Here is an 18344-nt window from a genome sequence, read left to right on the forward strand (position 1 = left end):
TGCTTAGCCTCTGAAATTTTTAGCCAATAAATATAACTTTGTTATTAAGTCGAATACCATTAAACTGCCTTGGACGCTTTGTTCCATATTTGAGACAGTGAGTAAAACATGCCAGATCTGAACGGTATGATGCTGTTCGCAGCCGTGGTCAGGGCCAAAGGCTTCTCTCAGGCAGCGCGGGAAACCGGCCTGCCCAAATCCACCATCAGCCGTAAAGTCGCCCAACTGGAAGAGCAGCTTGGGGTCCGTTTATTACAACGAAATACCCGCCACCTGAGCCTGACTCAAGTAGGTGCTCTGTTCTTCCAGCACTGCGAAACCATCTGCCACGAAGTGGAAGCTGCCAAGGCGACCATAGAAAACACCCACAACGATGTATCGGGTTCTCTTAGGGTGGCGGTTCCTGTGTCTTTCAGTCAGGAAACTATCGCCAGCCTGTGCAGCGGATTCATGCGACTTTACCCAAATATCCAGCTGGATGTTCAATTTACCGACAATGACGTCGGTTTGGTGGGGGAAGGATACGACATTGCAATCAAATATGGACCCCTTCAGTCATCCGACCTCGTTGCCCGGCTGTTATTTGAGCGCCAGCCAATACTGGTCGCAAGCCCGGGATACCTGAAGAGTAAGGGCACACCGGCCACCCCAAAAGATCTGGCCGGACATCAGGGAATTTTGCTGGGAACCTCCCGCAGTGCGCCGATTTGGCCGCTGGGCAAAGGGAATCGCAAAACCATGGTCAACTTTCAGCGCAAGGTGCGGGTCAACAGTGCGGTAATGGTTAAGCAGCTGGCAATGGATGACTTCGGCATTGCCATGCTGTCGTCGTCCAGCTGTAAAAATGAAATCGCCCGCGGCAGTCTGGTACCCATACTGCAGGAATGGCCCATCGAACCTTTCAAGGTATACGGGGTCTATTCAAGCCGTCGCCAACTGGCTACCAATATCACGGTATTTCTGGACTTTTTTACCAAACGTTTCAACAGTCAGGAAGCCGCGCAGGCGTTGATGTTCTGAAGCGGTACCGGCGCAACACCGGTACAATGAAAAAAGGCGGCCCGGGCGGACCGCCATCGCTTCCGGGAAGGGATGGAAGCGACAAACCCACAGACTTCAAGAAGCCGCCAACATCGGGCATATGCCAGTTGCTGGCAACGAAAACCTCTTCGGCCAAAACCATCAGAACCGATAGGGAAAGCGCAGGCTGACCTGATAATCCGGGGTATCTTCGGTCAATCCGGCACCTATGGTGGTCACCATAGAGAGGGAGTCGGTCAACGCCAGTGTAGCCCCCAATCCCAGAGTGGCAGTATTGGTGTCCGAGCGGGGAATTTTCTCCCACATCCCTCCTTCAACCCGTTGTCGGGTTTTGCTGAAAAAGCGCTGGTTGAAACTCATCCCCAGGCTCATTTTCTCCGATACCGCGAACGCCAGACCAACGCTGTAATCTATGTAATCCCCCAAATCTATCTCCCCGGGAACGACGCTGGATTGTCCGGTAATGTCGTCAAATTTCTGCGGCAAATTAACGCCATAGTTAAGATTGAAAAACACAATCGCCGGATCATAAGTTTTGGCCAGGCTGAAGCCCGTCGAGATCCCCCATACACCGTTTCCCGACGCCATTTCACTGGGATAGGTCAGGTTGCCTGACTCAGAGGTCAGCAGCGGAATGCCATAGGGATCTTTACCCGTAGGCGCTTTGACCCTGACATTCCATACCCAATCGGGCGCATCCTGAGTTTCCGCCATGATGCGGTAGTAAAGACCTGCACTGATATCCCCCAACAGCGTGTCCTGAACCCGCGCGACCTCATAGCGTTGACTCGAGTTTCCCTCCCCTACCGAATCAAACTGGTTTTCCCGGTAGATAAAGGGCAGCGACAAATCAATCTGCCAGTTTTCATTGAAACTGTAGCGACTGGTCAAATCCAGCTGCACATTGGACGTACGGATCCGATCAAGATTCAGGTTTCCCAGAAAAATCGCATCCAACGCCAAAAAACCCCTCAATATTAAGTCCTTGCGACTGAAATAGCTGTAACTCAACGAAGGCTCAATGCTGAACTTACGGCTGAAAACCGTATGGGTTTCCTGCAGCACATCCTCAGTACTGCGGCCGCGATCCGGTGCCTTTTTGGTATCTTCCCCCCCTTCTGTCTGCGACTGTGTAGCCGCCGTTGCAACCGGCTGCTCAACCCGGGTACCGGATGGGATCTTTGGCCTGGCAATCCCTTCCTGACCGACCGTTGGCGGAGCAGTTTTACCACCGCTGACCTGATGCAACACCTGCTCACTGTTTAGCACCCGCTGCGCCATGTTATTCAATGCCTGTTGCTGCTGTTGCAGCTGCTGGTTCATCATCAACAACTGGCGCTTAAGACGGATGATCTCCTGTTTGAGAGCTTCCTCCTGCTGCGCCGTTACCTGCGCCGGGTCAAGCGCATCTGCAGCGAATAATGGCGTTGGCAATCCAAGAGACAGGGCGATAAGCCCAGGCAAGATTGCTTTGTTCATAGGAGTACCCCGCAATATAAAGGTCATCCGGATAACTGCCTGCCCGGACCCGGAATGACAGGATGACGCAGACGCCATCAGGGCCTGCGATGCGATACCCGGTTGCGAAGTGCAATCATTCTCCCCGCAACAAGGCACTATTGGTGTCAGTAATTCAGTCCAAGCAGTTGCTGCGCCAGAACGGCACCAGACAAACTGCCGACGTCAATGCCTGCATATCTGAGCTGCGTCAGGTTGCTTATCCCAAGCCCTGAGCCCTGCAGGTCAATCGTTTGTAATAGCTGTCCGGACCCGCTGGTATTGACCAGCCCCTGCACCGAAACCGCTCCGGGCAAGGTAATTTGCATCCCTAGTTGCCCGGGTTGAGTGGAATAAATGACCTCACCATTGCTGCTTACCCACTGCTGACCAACGGCTACTTCCACGCCCTGTGGCAAGGCGGCGAGCTGCCCCGCAGCCAGATTCAGGTCATTCAGTCCCTGGTTGGCGTTGCCACCTATCTGAATGCGCTGTTGCAGACCGGCGCTTTGCCCCAGAGTATTTAAATCCATACTCTGATCAGTGGCCGTGACAGCCTCGGCGACAGTCACCTGCACCAATCCTGCGGAGTGAATCTCCAGTTGCATATTGGCCTGACCAATCTGGCCATCGGCCTGCAGATAGCGGGTTTGCATCAGCAGGCCAAAGTAATAATCCTGACCGCTGACGGTATATTTGCCGCGAATGCTGCCAAGCTGCTGCTCTGACAGCTCGTTAAGCCGGGCCAGAACATTGCCTGCCAGTAAGGTCCCTGACAACAGCACCACTTTTATGACGTTCGTTTGCATACTCCCTCCTGCAACCGCCGTTTGTCACAGCATGTCGGAATAGTAAAAGCCAAACTCCATCAACTCGGCATCCGACATGGGTGAAACAGGCTCCAGCGCCCGGTAACTCAGCCGCTCACGCGGGCTGAGCAGTATTGTGTCTTTGTCGTACTGTCGCCCTATCACGACAAACACTACCTGATTCCATTTGCTCTCAAATTCATCCAACGGAATGATGCGGTTTCCCAGCGCCGGATCCCCCAGATATGCCATCCCCCGCTCGATACGTCTGAGCACCACAAAGTGGTTGTAGCCGTTATCATTGAGCAGGACGATAGCCGGGATTTTCAGTTGCATCAGTTCATCCATTCCCACCTGATAGCCCCGTCCCCTGAGACTGACGGTCTGCAGATAGCGCTTCATATCCAGCAACGAAAATCCCTTCTGCGCAACCTGCTGCATATCCGCCTTTTCCAGCATGCCGTTCATCACATCAAACTCCTGCAGTTTGGGCATGGCATAGGCAAATTTCAGAATGGTAGCCAGACTGGCCGCACCACAGGAAAAATCGGTCTGCTGCGCGACCAAATGCTCGAATCTGCGCTCTCGAATACTCTGCACGGGCTTTTGATAGTGACCAACATTGGGGATTAACCCTGTCAGCACCGCATCAACGGCTTCTGCCGCGCCAGCCCCCAGGAGTGGAACCAGAAACAAAGCTGTCCGGATAAATGATTGATTCATGATGCAAAGAGGGGGGAGCAAGCTCCCCCACACCCTTTACTCGTTGCCAGGGCTGCCACCGCCGCCATTGATAGCGGTCAGAGACAGGTTATTGGCCTGGAGGTTGCCGGTGCCAGAGGCGATGTTCACGCCAATGTTACCGGTTGCGCCGCTAAAGGCATTGCCGCTGACCCGGGCGGTATTGGTACTGCGCTGTTTAACCTGTTGAATAATCATCGGTAGGTTACCGGTCACAGTGCCAGCCAGAGTCAATTCACCGGCTTCGTGGAAGGTCATGTTTTCATCTGCAACACCGTCTGGACTGTCAGCATCAGGTAGACCACCAGACTCGGTGTCCTGATTGAAATCAATGTGTCCCCACAGGGTTTCATCGCCACTGCGGTGAATACCGTCAGGGTCCTGCCAGATTTCCGGGTAGTACTGAGAGGTCATCTCAGAATCACCGCTGTAAGTACCAGTTGCATCCAGCGCCAGAGAAACCTGAACCTGCGCATAGGTATCTTCCACCACCCCCTGATTCATCACCATATTGCCGCCGGTAGCCTGGTTGTTGGAGACAGAAGCCTCACCCAGACGACCGTTGTACACAGATGCCGCCAAATTGTTGGCCTGCGCGTTATTGTTACCTGATGCAACGTTAACGCCGATATTACCGCTGGCACCGGCGAAGGAATCATTACCAACAAAGGCGCTGTTGGTACTGCCATGATTGGTGGTGTAATTGGACATGCTGAGCTGATCACTGAAGATTTCTGCATCTCCGGAACCAAATGCAAATTCAGCATCGATAGCAGCCAGTGCCGCAGAGTTTGCCTGGGCGTTGTTGTCGCCTGCGGCAACGTTCACCCCTATGTTACCGGCTGCATTCTGGAATGCGGTATCCGAAATACCGGCACTGTTGTTGTGATAGTAATTGGATGCCTGGTTATAAACAGAACCCTGTTTATTTTCTACAACAGCCATACCCAAACCATCTGCGGTAATAGTACCTTCGATGGTGACCTCTCCTGTGTACTTCAGATCCTTCTCAACATTTACCTTTTTGGTGAGAGTGACATCACTGCCTGAACCATCTTCGGCCATTGCCGGTACACTGATAATTGCAGCGATAATCATTGCTAAAGGTAGTTTGTTCATCTTCCATTCCTCCATTTGGATTGAAGAAAAGCCTTGAATGGCCCTTCCCGCTGTTCAATTCCCGCCTGACAGCTGTAACGAGAATTGGTTTACGGCAACGTTGCTGTTACCGGAAATCTGATTGAGCTGAATAACCCCCTGCGCCTGACTCAAACTGTCGGCAGCAATCAGAGTCTGACCTGCGGGCGCATCAGCAATCATTCCGGGCGTCATCGCGCTAACCAGTGTGAGATCCCTATCCTCCAGTGCCGTTGGCAGCGATGAAATCGCGCCAGCATTAATCTGCAGGTTTTGGTTACCGCTGACCTGATTCACACTCAGCATCCCGGTGAATCCGGCAAATGCCATGGATTCAATACTGCTGATGGCTTCTCCATCACCAGCCTGCCAATCATCAGCCATCAACAGATTGCTTTGTCTGACGCTGGCCTCTTGGCCAATGGCATGATTGTTGGCTTGTTGATTGAAGTTGCCGGCGGCCATATTTACCGCCGCCCGTCCGCTGGCGCCCTGAAACGCCTGATTGCCTATCACGCTGACATCCTGAGCCGACACAAACGCCGAAGTGATGATCAACAGAGCCCAAAGGGTGCTCTTGCCTGTTCCTTTCACATCTCCTCCCATGTCATCCGGACAATCCGTCAATCACATCGCAAGCCCGATGCCAATGTTGATTAAGCTTATTTATCAATACTTTGTGAATTAATGCGCAGGAATGGCGTCTCATTTTTAAGACTGAACAATAGCTAACTGATTGAATTAATTGACGAGTCTAAGATTGAAAGACGTTCTCGAAGTTAAGACAGGATGACGCTGGCGGGTCATAAGAAGAGCGTGCAGCGCTTTCGGGATAGTGCTGCCAAAATCCAATCCCATTCAGCACAGCCAAGTACAAAAAGCCGGGCAAATGGAGATGAGGGAATTAATGTCAACTGTTGGTCTGACTATTGTCTGCTGAATGCCAGGCTATAAGCAGCAATACAGCATCAACAGTGAACGCCAGACCCAAATAGAAAGGCCGCACAAAGGCGGCCAGATAGAAGCTTGTGCAACCAGCTCAGTGAATTAAAAACGCTGACAACATATTGTTCCAAAAACAACCAGAGACAGTCAGGCAAACAGTAAGTCGCACATCTGCTGCCTGGAATATCCATGCGCCGACGCAAGCCTTGCAGCAAATCCGCTGTTCATCAGACAAACCGTCAGCTAAACCATCACTCAGCCACTGAGCAGTGGCCTGCATGAACCAGAGTGCTATTGACCGGCAGGGTTGCGGTTATCACACCGCGATACCGTGTTTTTCCAATAATCGGTACAAAGTGGCCCGGGATACCTTCAACTGAATCGCTGCCGACTCTACCTGACCATCACACTGCCGCAGCGCAGAAGCCAGCGCCTGCCTCTCGGCTTCATCCCGGAAGGCTTTAAGCGAACGCACGACCGGTGACTGGATGGCACTTCGCAGCTCCAAATCTCCCGGTGAAATTTCCTGCCCATCACAAAGCACCACGGCGCGACGACTGCGATTCAACAGCTCCCTGACATTACCAGGCCAGTCATGGGCCAGTAACGCCGCTTCAGCCTCAGGCGACAGTACTTTCGGTGCCAGCCCAAACTCAGCGGCAAACTGCTCAATAAAGTCGATAGCTAAAGGAATGATGTCATTCTGACGCTGGCGCAGAGGGGGCACATACAGGGTGACGCCATCGAGGCGATAAAACAGATCAAGCCGGAAACAGCCCTCATCAATGGCCTTCTCCAAATTGATATGAGTGGCTGCCAGTACCCTGACATCGGCCGTGTGACTGCGCTGGCCGCCAACGACATCGAACTTGCCCTCCTGCAGAAATCTCAGCAGGTTAACCTGTTGATCCAATGGAAGATCACCTATTTCATCCAGAAACAGCGTTCCACCATCAGCCTGCTGAATTTTGCCCAGGTGTGCATTAACCGCTCCGGTAAATGCGCCTTTTTCGTGGCCAAACAACTCAGACTGCACAAGACCTGAGGCTATCGCGCCACAGTTAACCGCAACAAATGGACCTGCAGCCCGATCCGACAAACCATGGATCTGACGGGCCACCAGCTCCTTACCCACGCCACTTTCACCGCGGATCAGTACCGGAATATTGGTGGGGGCAATCTTGGATAATTGTGTATGCAGCTGACTCATCAGACAAAATGCCGCACCGGCCGGACGCCGCTTTTGCCCCTGCGCCAGCACCTGGCGCAATCGACTGAGTCCCATTAGATGACCAAGAACCACCAGCAGGCGCTCCTGCTGTAAAGGGGCGGTGTGAAAATCTGCCGCATACAGAGAAATGAGCCGGGCAAGCTGTGGCTCCTGCAATGCCTCGCTATCAGCCAACATCAGCAACAACATCTTTTTATCCAGCTGTTTGGCAAGCGGCATGGCCCACCCGCCATCAAAACACTGGCGTAAGTCCATGATACAGATGCTGGCTTTCATGCATTCAGGAGTCAGTTCGGCGAGATCACCAATCCTGAGTTGGTAACCCCGATCGCGCAACAGTGCAATCAGGCTCTGATCGGCATACTGACCTATATAGAGCAACGAAGAGTTCATGGCGATGAATCCTGCTATCTTATTCCCTGAGTCTTTGCGCCGCCCCGGTGGGGTGGCGAACTTGAGGTAGGTATCTCCTACCCATCCATGGTGCATTCAGTGTAATAATTTACACTCTGCTTTTTTGATAGTGTCTTCAGCCACAATAGAAAGGACATCCAGAATAGACCTTCAGTAAAGCAAACACCAGCTATATAGCAAAACAGTTTTGAGTTGTTATTTTTAATAATCCTGAGCTATGAACTGAGTACAGGACTGTTTGTTATCCCATCTCTCTGGTGCATACTGTTCATTTGACAGACAATTTTACTGACGTTTGCGCTAAACCAAACGAGGGACTTCTATGCTCACCAGGTTATGGATAACGTTACCGCTGACACTCTCCACCTTACTTTGTCTTCATCCGGTACAGGCTAATCAGGTTGAGGAATCCCGGTTGCCGGCAGCCCGGGAGGCAATGCCTCAGGTCATTGAACGCTATCAGGGGATCACCGGTAAACTGTTGCCAACTCTTGCCCAGACAAACAATGAACTGGTGTTGACCCGGGACGTTGCCCAGCTGGGCACCCGCTTATGGCAACAAGCGGTGACTGATGTGCAATCTGGCAATCCCGATGACCGCTCACTCTACTGGAGCCGTCTGCAGCTGCGCCAAACCCTGAATGATGCTCCGGCCGGCATTAAACTGGTCGATTGGCAACGCAAGGTACTGCTCAACGCAGTGGAAAAAAGCTCCCGAGGCATGAGCGATATTCACTTCGATGACGATGCCCGGTTACGTATCCTGGTCACAGGTTTTGACCCTTTCTTCCTCGATCGGAATATTGCCCAGAGCAACCCTTCCGGTCTGGTGGCATTGAGCCTGGATGGCAAAAAGTTTGAAGTCGGCGGGAAAACAGCGCAAATCGAAACGGTAATGATCCCGGTGCGCTTCACCGACTTTGACGAAGGGCTTATCGAGTCACTGCTAACTCCGATATATCGTGACAGGCAGGTTGATTTGGTAGTGACAGTCAGTATGGGACGGGATCAGTTTGATCTGGAGCGCTTTGTCGGTCGCAATCGCAGCGCCGCGGCGCCGGACAACCGCAATGTGCTGACCGGCGCAGATAAAGCCCATCCCAGGCCGCCCCTGTTTCAGGGCAAGGTATTAAATGGCCCTGAGTTTATTGAGTTCTCGCTGCCTGCCCAGGCCATGACTCAGGTACAGGGACGCTGGCCCGTTAATGATCACCATACGGTGACCACCAGCCAGAAAGGGGAATTCAGCCCCCTGTCCATCGGCGAGCTGCAGCAGGCTACGTCCGTAGAGGGCGGAGGCGGCGGTTACTTATCCAACGAAATCTCATATCGTGCCTTGCGATTGCAGGTGTTGATGAACAGCCCGATTGCCACTGGCCATATCCACACTCCCAGAGTCCAGGGATATGAGCCTAAAATGGAGCAGGAGATAGTTGAACAAACCCTGCAATTATTGCAGGCCGCGGCCGCAGCACTCTGATGTCAATCCTGTTTACAGAGCCAACGAGAATTGGTTTCCAGTTAAGTCGGTCCAGGTTGAGTCAGCAGACGGGCAATCTGGGAACGCTGACTCACTGAAGCGCCACAGCGGAAATACGGGTATTATGAGCTTATCCGTATTTCTGCCAGTCAAACCATGTTACAACGCCTGAAAGCCGCTTTATCCCCCTCATCCCCAGCTATCCCGGCAGTGACAGATCCGCTGCAACGCAAGGTTATTGAGCGTTGCCAGGCCTGTTATCAGGATGCCGAGCACCTGCTCAAGCGCCGCTTTCCCCGCCCGGAAATCAGCTTTAAGCTCAGGGGCAAAAGCGCTGGTACCGCTCATTTGCAGCAAAATCGGCTGAGGTTCAATCCGGTGCTGCTGGCAGAAAATCCAGAGGCCTTTCTCTGCGAAGTAGTGCCCCATGAAGTCGCCCATCTGCTGTGTTTTCAACTCTATGGCACAGGCAAACACATCAAGCCCCATGGCCAGCAATGGCAGGCGATCATGCGTCAGGTATTCAATCTGGCTCCCCGTGCCAGCCACAATTTTGATATCAGCTCGGTGAAAGGCCAGACCTTCACTTACCAGTGTCAGTGTGGCCCGGTGGAACTGACAGTAAGACGCCACAACAAGGTACAGCGGGGAGAAAGCCGTTATCTTTGCCGCCAATGTCGCCAGCTGCTGAGCCGACGCACCGACTGAGTCTTGCCAGCCTTCCGGGCAATCCTTAAACTGCTGCCAGGCTCCGCCAGAGAGCCAGCCAGTCATTTAGGGAATCATTTTGAAATCAATTATGTTAAGGCCAGCTATACTGCTGTCTGGCCTGTTGTACTGCATTGCCGCGCAGGCTTCCCCAAGTCATCCGGAAAACTTTGCCCAGGCCAAAAAAATGGCCACTGCCATCTACGCGGCACAGGGCGACATCAAGACTTTCTATTGTGGCTGCGACATCAACACCGCCGGCAAAAAATGGCAACCTGAGCTGAACAGCTGCGGCTATCAGGTTCGTAAACAGGTGAATCGGGCCAACCGTATCGAGTGGGAACACATAGTGCCCGCCTGGGAATTCGGCCATCAATTGCAATGCTGGCAGGAGGGCGGCCGCGCCAACTGCGGCAAACAGGATGCCGGTTTCAAACGGATGGAAGCGGATTTGCACAATCTGGTGCCGGCCATCGGCGAAGTGAATGGCGATCGCAGCAATTATCGCTTCAGTCAGTGGAATGCCGACACAGGACAATATGGTCAGTGTCAGATGGTGGTGGATTTCAAAGGCCGCAAAGCCGAACCACCGGCACGCGCCCGCGGTGCCATCGCCCGGACTTATTTTTATATGCAGCAGACTTACGGCCTGAAAATTGCCGCCAATCAGCAAAAATTATTCAGTGCCTGGGATAAAACTTATCCGGTAGATCCCGTAGAATGTCAGCGGGATGCTGAAATCGCCCGGGTTCAGGGCAATCATAATCCATTTGTTAAATCCCAGTGTGATGCCCGCAATGACGGCACTCGCCTGGCTGAATGAGGTAGTCAGTTTCATGAGAGTTCCACGTATTTATCAGCCCATTGCCCTGTCAGCTCAGGCGCAGGTATCGCTGGATGAAGATGGAGCCGCCCATGTTGGCCGGGTATTGAGAATGGGCGTTGGTGAGCAGATCTGTCTGTTCAACGGCGATGGCAACAATTATCTGGCGGAAATTATCGCCGCCGGCAAGAAATCCGTGGATGTGCAGGTCCTCTCCTGCGAGGCCAATGCCAGTGAATCACCGCTGAATTTGCATCTTGGTCAGGTGATCAGCCGCGGTGATCGCATGGATTTCACCATTCAAAAATCGGTGGAACTGGGCGTCAACACCATCACTCCGCTGTTTTCCGAGCGCTGCGGGGTCAAGCTCAATGGCGAACGTCTGGACAAAAAAATCCAGCAATGGCAAAAAATTGCCATCAGCGCCTGTGAGCAGAGTGGTCGCAGTGTGGTGCCGGTTATTCGCCCAGCAATGGAGCTCAGAGACTGGTGCGCTGAGCAAACCGCTGCGCTGAAGCTCAATCTGCATCCCAGAGCGGCATTCGGCATCGGCGGCCTGCCCAGAGACAATCAGCGGATCCGCCTGCTGATCGGTCCTGAAGGTGGCCTGTCGGCAGACGAAATCGGCATGACAGAAACCTATCATTTTACCGATGTGCTGCTCGGCCCGCGGGTGCTACGTACCGAAACCGCCTCCCTGACCGCCATCAGCGCACTGCAACTGCATTTGGGGGATTTGGGTTAACCCATCCCCGTTGCCGGCAACCCGGCCAGCTATTAAGGAATTTCATCAATGATTAAACTCGGCATAGTGATGGACCCTATCAGTTCCATCAACATCAAGAAGGACTCCAGCTTTGCCATGTTGCTGGCCGCCCAATCCCGTGGCTACCAGTTGTATTACATGGAAATGAAAGATCTGGCGCTGGTTGACGGCGAGGCCATCGCCTCCATGCACCCGCTGAGCGTGCAGCAGGATGCCGGCAACTGGTACCAACTGGGCGAAGTGCAGGAACGCCCATTGGCAGAACTGGATGTGATTTTGATGCGCAAGGACCCACCATTCGACATCGAATATATCTACGCCACCTACATGCTGGAGCGGGCGGAAGAAAAAGGCACCTTGATCGTCAATAAGCCCCAGAGCCTGAGGGATGCCAACGAGAAGTTGTTTACCGCCTGGTTCGCCCAGTTTACCCCGAAAACCTTGGTGACCCGCGATGCCAAGCGTATCCGCGCGTTTCATGCGCAGGAGAAGGACATCATTATCAAGCCGCTGGATGGCATGGGCGGCAGCTCCATTTTCAGGGTGAAAGAGCAGGATCCCAATCTGGGGGTGATTATTGAAACCCTGACCCAGCACGGCAGTCAGTATGCCATGGTGCAAAAGTTCATTCCCGAGATCACTCAGGGTGACAAGCGCATTCTGGTGGTGGACGGTGAGCCGGTGCCATACTGTCTGGCGCGCATTCCACAAAAAGGTGAAACCCGCGGCAATCTGGCCGCCGGTGGCAGCGGTGAACCTCGCCCACTGAGTGAGTCAGACTGGGCTATCGCCAGAGCCATTGGTCCTGAGCTGAAAAAGCGCGGCTTGATTTTTGTCGGTCTGGATGTGATTGGCGATAAACTCACCGAAATCAATGTCACCAGCCCTACCTGCATCCGGGAAATTGAAGCCGCCTTTGAGGTGGATATTACCGGTATGCTGATGGACGCCATCGAACAGCGAATTCGTTCTTAACTCAACCTCATACAGGGAAAGTGATTATGTTTTTCTCCCCTCGAGCAGGACAGCTTGCCGGATTGCTGGCACTGCTTCTCAGTACCACACAACTGCAGGCGGAAGGTCTACCACAGGTGCCCAGCACGCCGAAAAACCTCATCATTATGGTGGGGGATGGCATGGGGCCTGCGTATACCAGCGCTTATCGCCTGTATATGGATGATCCGGCCACCGAAGAGGTGGAGGAAACTGTATTCAACCGCCTGTTGGTCGGCAATGCCAGCACCTTCCCCGCCCGGGAAAGTGGCTATGTCACCGACTCGGCAGCAGCTGCCACAGCCCTGTCCTGCGGTATCAAAACCTACAACGGCGCCATAGGTGTCGACAGCCAGAAACAACCGGTGCCCACTCTGCTCGAGCGGGCTAAACAGGCAGGCCTGTCTACCGGGGTTGCAGTGACCTCTCAGGTAAACCACGCCACTCCTGCGGCGTTCCTGAGTCACAGTGAAAGCCGCCAGAGCTATGATGAGCTGGCGCAAAGCTACCTGGCAACCGATGCCGAAGTCATTCTCGGTGGTGGACAGAAATATTTCCCTGAATCACTCAGAGATAAATTCCGCGCCAAGGGCTATCAGGTGCTGACGCAAATGGACGCCCTTGAGCAGGTCAACAAGCCTGATGTACTGGGACTGTTTGCCGATATTCACCTGCCCTGGGTACAGGATGAGCCGGAAGCAGACAGACTCGCCACCCTGACCAGAAAGTCACTGGAACTGCTGTCTCAGAATAACAAAGGTTTCGTCCTGTTGGTTGAAGGCAGCATGATCGACTGGGCCGGCCACGGAAACGACATCGGCGCCGCCATGGGAGAAATGCACGGTTTTGCCAATGCGGTGGAAGTCGCTGAACAGTTCGTTCGTCAGCATCCGGACACTTTGTTGGTTGTCACGGCCGATCACTCTACCGGTGGACTGACCATAGGTGCCAACAGTGAGTATCGCTGGAATCCAGAGGCTATCCGCGGTATGACAGCGACAGCCGAGAGCATTGCCAAACAGGCAATCGCTACCGACCAATGGCAGCAGGCGGTAACAACCGGTCTGGGCTTTACGCCTTCCCAGCAGGAATGGCTGCAACTGGATCAGGCCAGAATGCAGGGCCAGGATGCCATGACCAAGGCACTGCGAACCACAGTAAACAGTCACTCCAATACCGGCTGGACCACTGGTGGTCACACCGGCGTTGATGTTCAGGTATTTGCAGCAGGCGCAGGTTCAGGACTGTTCCGTGGACATCAGGACAACACTGACATAGCCAACAAACTGGCCAGTTTGCTGCCATCCCCAACACCAGCCAAGGTGCAGTAACCTGACAGTAAATGCCTGAGCATAAAAAACAGCGCCTGATGGCGCTGTTTTTACTTGCCGCAACGGCTCACACTCCGGCTTCGCTCACACTCCAGATGGTGACAGTCCAGGCTGATTCACCGCATTGTACATAACCACAGTAACTTTCCCGATAAGGCTCGTTTGGCAAAGCTCAACCGCAAAACTTAAGTAGTCGCGGGGCGATTACCCCAGCTTGCCCATCTGCAGATAGTTTTCCGCTTTGGGCCAGATATGATGTGTACTGCCAGCAGTCAGAATACGCTGCAACTGATCTTCTCCAATGGGGCGGGAATACAGGTAGCCCTGCGCTAACTCGCAACCTGCGGCGCGCATAAACTCCTCCTGGGCATCGGTTTCTATACCTTCGGCCACCACGGTTCGCCCAAGATTGTGGGCCAGTTCGATAACAGTGGTCACTATGTGTGTATCCACGCCATTATCCAGCACGCCACGGGTAAAGCAGCGGTCGATTTTGAGCACATCAAAAGGCAGCTGTTTCAGATAACTGAGTGAGGAATAACCGGTTCCGAAATCATCGATGGCAATGCGGATGCCCAGTTCCTTGAGATCCCGCATCACCTTCATGGCCAAATCCACCTGCTCAATCACGCTCTCCTCTGTCACTTCCAGCAACAGAGTGTCAGGCTTTACCGGATAAAGCGCCAGCAGTTCGGTAACCGTCTCTTTCAAACCATCGGCCAGGTAATGACGGGCAGACAGGTTCAGCGCCAGGTACAGTTTCTCGCCATAGTTGCGCTGTAACCGGCTCAGCATACGAACCCCTTCCCTGAGTACATAGTTGCCCACTTCAATAATGGCATCTGAGTGCTCAATATCCGGAATGAAGTCACCGGGCATAATCAGCCCCCGCTCGGGGTGAAACCAACGGATCAGCGCCTCAAATCCTTTGAGGGAGCCGTCATCCAGCGACACTATTGGCTGCAGGTACAAAGATAATTGATTGTCGGCAATGGCCGCTCCGATATCCTGCTCCACCATCATGCGATTATTGGCATGGTGCAGCATATCGTAGCTGAAAACCCGGTAATTACTGCGCCCGGCATGTTTGGCCTGATACATGGCAAGCTCGGCATGCTTGATTAAGTCTTCAGGCGACATGGATGCATCTTTGCAGAAGGCAATACCGATACTGGTGGTGATAATAAGCTTATGGCTCTTGAGCATCACCGGCTGCTGCAGCGCCGAAAAGATTTTATGAATGACCCGCGGGATCTCCTGTTCATGCTCCATCCCCCTGATAAGGATGATGAACTCATCCCCTCCCTGGCGAAACACGGTATCCATGGCCCGAACACTGTCATTCAGGCGTCCGGCGACAATTTTGAGCAACCTGTCGCCCTCATTGTGACCCAGGGTATCGTTGATGCGTTTGAACTCGTCCAGATCCAGAAACAACAGAGCAATTTGCTCATGCAGGCGTCCGACACAGGCGATAGATTTATTAAGCTCATGCAACAACATAGGACGATTGGGCAAGCCGGTTAACATATCCAGCATCGCCAGCTTTTCCAGTTCCTGTGTGCGGGAAACCACGATTTGCTGTAAGTATTCAAGCTTGTCAGTCAGCTCAAGCGTCGCCTGTTCAACATCATCGACCTCATCCTGCACCCCGGAAGACGCTGTCGGAATCGCCCGGCGCACACCATCAAAATCTGATTTTGCCAGCAAAGGCAAAGTCCTGGCGTGGCGCTGTAACCGACTGATGGGCGACCAGGCAAGCACCATCAGCCACAGACTGACCAGGATCAACGCGCTGAGCATGATGCCCATCATATTGCGTTGAAATCTGGACATCGCCTGATGCCACTGGGACAGATCACTCATGACCACCAGTGCCGGGCCAACTTCACTGGTGTCCAGCGCAAACGCCCATACAGCCAGCGACTGTTGCTCACTGCTGAAAATCTTCTCACCATCAAACAGCGCGCTCCACGCCCACCGGCTGGCTACCCGCTGCAACACTGGCAGGGTCGCCTTGCGATCACTGATACTGAACAGCTCACGTCCCCAGAAACCGATTCCGGGCACGCCGGGTTGATAACCGCCAAGCACAGCAAACTCCATATTTTCACTGCCCTGCAATCCCACCAGAATATCGGTGAGCCCGGTTTCTACCAGCATCGGATAAATCTTGCCCTCGGCAACCACCGGCACCAGCACCTGCAGCCTGCAGGTTATCTCACAGACCACCAGCCAATCGGGCGCGGTCAGTGCCGTATCCGACGAAACCGGCGCCAGCTCAGGTAACTGCGACTCCCCCAGTGACTGCAGGCGTCGGCCCTTATCGTCATACAGCCCAAGTCCGGTCAAATCCCAATGCATCTGCACATCCGGCCAGCGTACCGCCAGCCAGGATTGCAGCCGGGTAAACGAACTTTCTTCAGACAGGGTTTCAGAGGCCAGCAAGGTGATTTGTTGAGAAACCCGCACGGCACGATCGACCGAGCGGCGAATGGAGCTTTGCAGGTTATTGGCCAGAGTCTGGCGCTGGGATTGCAGCTGTTGCTGTTGCTGACGGGTCAACTGTCGGTCGGCGAAGGAACCCAGGACAACGCCGACAATCAGCATCATCAACAGGACGCTGACCAATAATTTCCATTTCAGGCTCAGAAACCAGTATGTATGTCCCCTTTCTATCATAGGGTCACCATTGGATCCGATATGACAGCTGCAACATCAACATGCTCCAGTCTTTTCCCTGTCGCGAAGGATCCCGTGGCAGCAACGGTGCTACCCAGGCGGCGCCTTCGATCCAGTGATATTCGGCGGCCACCAGCCAGTCTTTGTTAACCAGCCAGCGCCCCCCCAGGGTCCAGTCATTACTGTACGCAAAATAGGCAGGATTACCAGTCTGCGCTGCATAGGCCTTTCCGCCGGAGTCGTTAAGGTTATCGGTGTAATCATCGTATCGAATAAAAACTTCAACATTTTCAGGCAACAGCGCACGGCCTTCAAGGTAATAGCCCAGATTGTCATCCCTCCGCTCACCGGCCTGCAGCGGAAAATAAATGCCCTCTGTATGACGATCCCCCAGCAACACTTCACCTGTCAGCTCAAACCAGGAACGACTGTATTTGGCCGACAATACCCAGGCATGCAGTTCGAGCTCGCCATCGATAAATTCGCCGCCAGCCTGATAATCAACGCCGGCGGTATAATAAGTGGCCCCCAAACGCCAGTGCTCTGCCTGATACTCCATATCCAGACTGAAAAACCGGTGAGCATCCAGCTCACCCACATCGCCCTCACCAAAGATATTACGGGTCAAATCACCACTGTTGGCACTGGCACCGGCCATCAGGTGCCAATCAAAAATCCCCTCTCCGAAACTCAGGCGACCAAACAGGTCCCCGCCATCCACGTGCAACTGGGCATCCCGGAAATAGTCAGAATAGATAGACTGAGGCAACATAATTCCCGGACGGGTAAAACTCATGTCACGGGTGCTGGAATAGAAGCCGACCTCATTCTTCATTCGCCCGGCCCGCAGTCCGACATGCCCCCCGGGCAGTTGCCAGTGAGTCTCTGCAAACAGATAGTCAACCCGGACCTCAGCATCCGCCAGATTGCCCCAGCGCCGATAAGTCACGGCACCGGCTATTCGGCCCCTGGACCAGGGCTGCCAGGATGTGGTGGCCATGACTTCGGTCAACTCCAGACTGTCACCATCTGCACCAACTATAAAATCACTGTCTTTGACATGGGCATAAGCCTGACTGGCATAACCATTGAACTGCCAGTCCTGAGCCGCTGCAGTGCAGGTTACCAGTCCCAGTAAACACAATACGTTACTTGCCTTCATGGTCACCTCCCTGTGACACACTGTCGGACACCAGATATCCAATGGCCCCGGGGGTTACCGATACCAGGGTTTTCATCACCTGTTCATTGGGGACAATTTTGGGACGGTCTCCAGTCCCCGAATACACCAGTCGATCCCATCTGCGCTGCAGGACATAGGGCATCAACTCCAGCACTTCAATACAGAATTGCCTGTGTTCACCGGAGTCAGGCTGCAGGATAAATACCGTAATAGGTTCGCCGTTGGGCCAGAACAACTTCTGGCGGGAGAAAATCAAACGCAATTCGGCCTGTGATGGATGGTAGGCAGCGACGGAATCATGGGTGATGGTCTGAGCCGCCAGGCACGGCTCCCATATCAAACTGAACAACAAGCATATCCCTATCGCCTTGCCGTGCATGCCAATGCTCCGTAATCCTTTACAGCGAATGCCGGGCCTCCCCGCTTCGCGCAAGGCACCAACAGCTTGGGCGACACAGGAACCGTCCAAGGCTGTCCATGCCGTCATTGACTAAGCTTAGGCGAAAAACCTGAACTTGCCGCGCAATTCCAATTAAACCGATTCAGTCATTGGGCTATAATGG

16 protein-coding genes are annotated in these 18344 nt (G+C 53.5%); 7 read left to right on the forward strand and 9 right to left on the reverse strand.

Translation table 11 applies throughout. The features are described from left to right. Window positions 1-108: 108 nt before the first annotated feature. Window positions 109-1020 carry a LysR family transcriptional regulator gene (locus ACRRUX_RS06050; RefSeq protein WP_432528215.1) on the forward strand — a complete coding sequence of 304 codons (912 nt, stop codon included), beginning with the start codon at window positions 109-111 and terminating at the stop codon, window positions 1018-1020. Window positions 1021-1182: 162 nt separating this feature from the next. Here the strand turns inward: ACRRUX_RS06050 and ACRRUX_RS06055 are convergent, their stop codons facing one another. From ACRRUX_RS06055 to ACRRUX_RS06080, 6 genes are all read right to left on the reverse strand, one after another. Beyond that, complete coding sequence (locus ACRRUX_RS06055; protein ID WP_432528217.1) at window positions 1183-2520, reverse strand: transporter; 1338 nt, start codon at window positions 2518-2520, stop codon at window positions 1183-1185. A gap of 146 nt (window positions 2521-2666) precedes the next feature. Continuing rightward, on the reverse strand, window positions 2667-3347 hold the full coding sequence (locus ACRRUX_RS06060) for a hypothetical protein (protein WP_432528219.1): 681 nt from the start codon (window positions 3345-3347) through the stop codon (window positions 2667-2669). Between the two features lie 24 nt (window positions 3348-3371). Next, on the reverse strand, window positions 3372-4043 hold the full coding sequence (locus ACRRUX_RS06065; RefSeq protein ID WP_432528221.1) for a C39 family peptidase: 672 nt from the start codon (window positions 4041-4043) through the stop codon (window positions 3372-3374). 63 nt (window positions 4044-4106) lie between these two features. Next, window positions 4107-5207, reverse strand: a complete 1101-nt coding sequence (locus tag ACRRUX_RS06070) for a hypothetical protein (protein WP_432528223.1) — start codon at window positions 5205-5207, stop codon at window positions 4107-4109. A gap of 54 nt (window positions 5208-5261) precedes the next feature. Further along, complete coding sequence (locus ACRRUX_RS06075; RefSeq protein ID WP_432528225.1) at window positions 5262-5819, reverse strand: hypothetical protein; 558 nt, start codon at window positions 5817-5819, stop codon at window positions 5262-5264. Window positions 5820-6486: 667 nt separating this feature from the next. After that, on the reverse strand, window positions 6487-7794 hold the full coding sequence (locus ACRRUX_RS06080) for a sigma 54-interacting transcriptional regulator (protein ID WP_432528227.1): 1308 nt from the start codon (window positions 7792-7794) through the stop codon (window positions 6487-6489). A 343-nt stretch (window positions 7795-8137) separates the two neighbouring features. On the opposite strand from ACRRUX_RS06080, the gene ACRRUX_RS06085 reads away from it, so the two are divergent. The 6 genes from ACRRUX_RS06085 (at window position 8138) to ACRRUX_RS06110 (ending at window position 13916) form a co-directional block, all read left to right on the forward strand. Further along, on the forward strand, window positions 8138-9295 hold the full coding sequence (locus ACRRUX_RS06085) for a hypothetical protein (protein WP_432528229.1): 1158 nt from the start codon (window positions 8138-8140) through the stop codon (window positions 9293-9295). 156 nt (window positions 9296-9451) lie between these two features. Then, window positions 9452-10003, forward strand: coding sequence for a SprT family zinc-dependent metalloprotease (locus ACRRUX_RS06090; RefSeq protein ID WP_432528231.1), 552 nt, complete (start codon window positions 9452-9454; stop codon window positions 10001-10003). A gap of 91 nt (window positions 10004-10094) precedes the next feature. Continuing rightward, the gene (locus tag ACRRUX_RS06095; RefSeq protein ID WP_432528322.1) at window positions 10095-10826 is read left to right on the forward strand and encodes an endonuclease; all 732 of its coding nucleotides are present in this window, start codon (window positions 10095-10097) and stop codon (window positions 10824-10826) included. Window positions 10827-10839: 13 nt separating this feature from the next. Further along, complete coding sequence (gene rsmE, locus ACRRUX_RS06100) at window positions 10840-11571, forward strand: 16S rRNA (uracil(1498)-N(3))-methyltransferase (protein WP_432528233.1); 732 nt, start codon at window positions 10840-10842, stop codon at window positions 11569-11571. A 48-nt stretch (window positions 11572-11619) separates the two neighbouring features. Further along, window positions 11620-12567: a glutathione synthase gene (gshB, locus tag ACRRUX_RS06105; protein ID WP_432528235.1), complete on the forward strand. Its 948-nt coding sequence runs from the start codon at window positions 11620-11622 to the stop codon at window positions 12565-12567. Between the two features lie 26 nt (window positions 12568-12593). Then, window positions 12594-13916 (forward strand): alkaline phosphatase, encoded by a 1323-nt coding sequence (locus ACRRUX_RS06110; protein ID WP_432528237.1) that lies wholly within the window; start codon window positions 12594-12596, stop codon window positions 13914-13916. A 204-nt stretch (window positions 13917-14120) separates the two neighbouring features. Here ACRRUX_RS06110 and ACRRUX_RS06115 read toward each other — a convergent pair whose 3' ends face one another. The 3 genes from ACRRUX_RS06115 to ACRRUX_RS06125 are packed head-to-tail and all read right to left on the reverse strand — an operon-like array spanning window position 14121 to window position 18130. Then, complete coding sequence (locus ACRRUX_RS06115; protein ID WP_432528239.1) at window positions 14121-16598, reverse strand: putative bifunctional diguanylate cyclase/phosphodiesterase; 2478 nt, start codon at window positions 16596-16598, stop codon at window positions 14121-14123. Window positions 16599-16602: 4 nt separating this feature from the next. Next, window positions 16603-17760 (reverse strand): hypothetical protein, encoded by a 1158-nt coding sequence (locus ACRRUX_RS06120; RefSeq protein ID WP_432528241.1) that lies wholly within the window; start codon window positions 17758-17760, stop codon window positions 16603-16605. Beyond that, window positions 17747-18130, reverse strand: a complete 384-nt coding sequence (locus ACRRUX_RS06125; RefSeq protein ID WP_432528243.1) for a hypothetical protein — start codon at window positions 18128-18130, stop codon at window positions 17747-17749. Before ACRRUX_RS06125 ends, ACRRUX_RS06120 begins: the two co-directional genes overlap by 14 nt. Window positions 18131-18344 lie beyond the last annotated feature (214 nt).

The organism is Shewanella sp. GXUN23E, assembly GCF_050865035.1.
GTDB lineage: Bacteria > Pseudomonadota > Gammaproteobacteria > Enterobacterales > Shewanellaceae > Shewanella.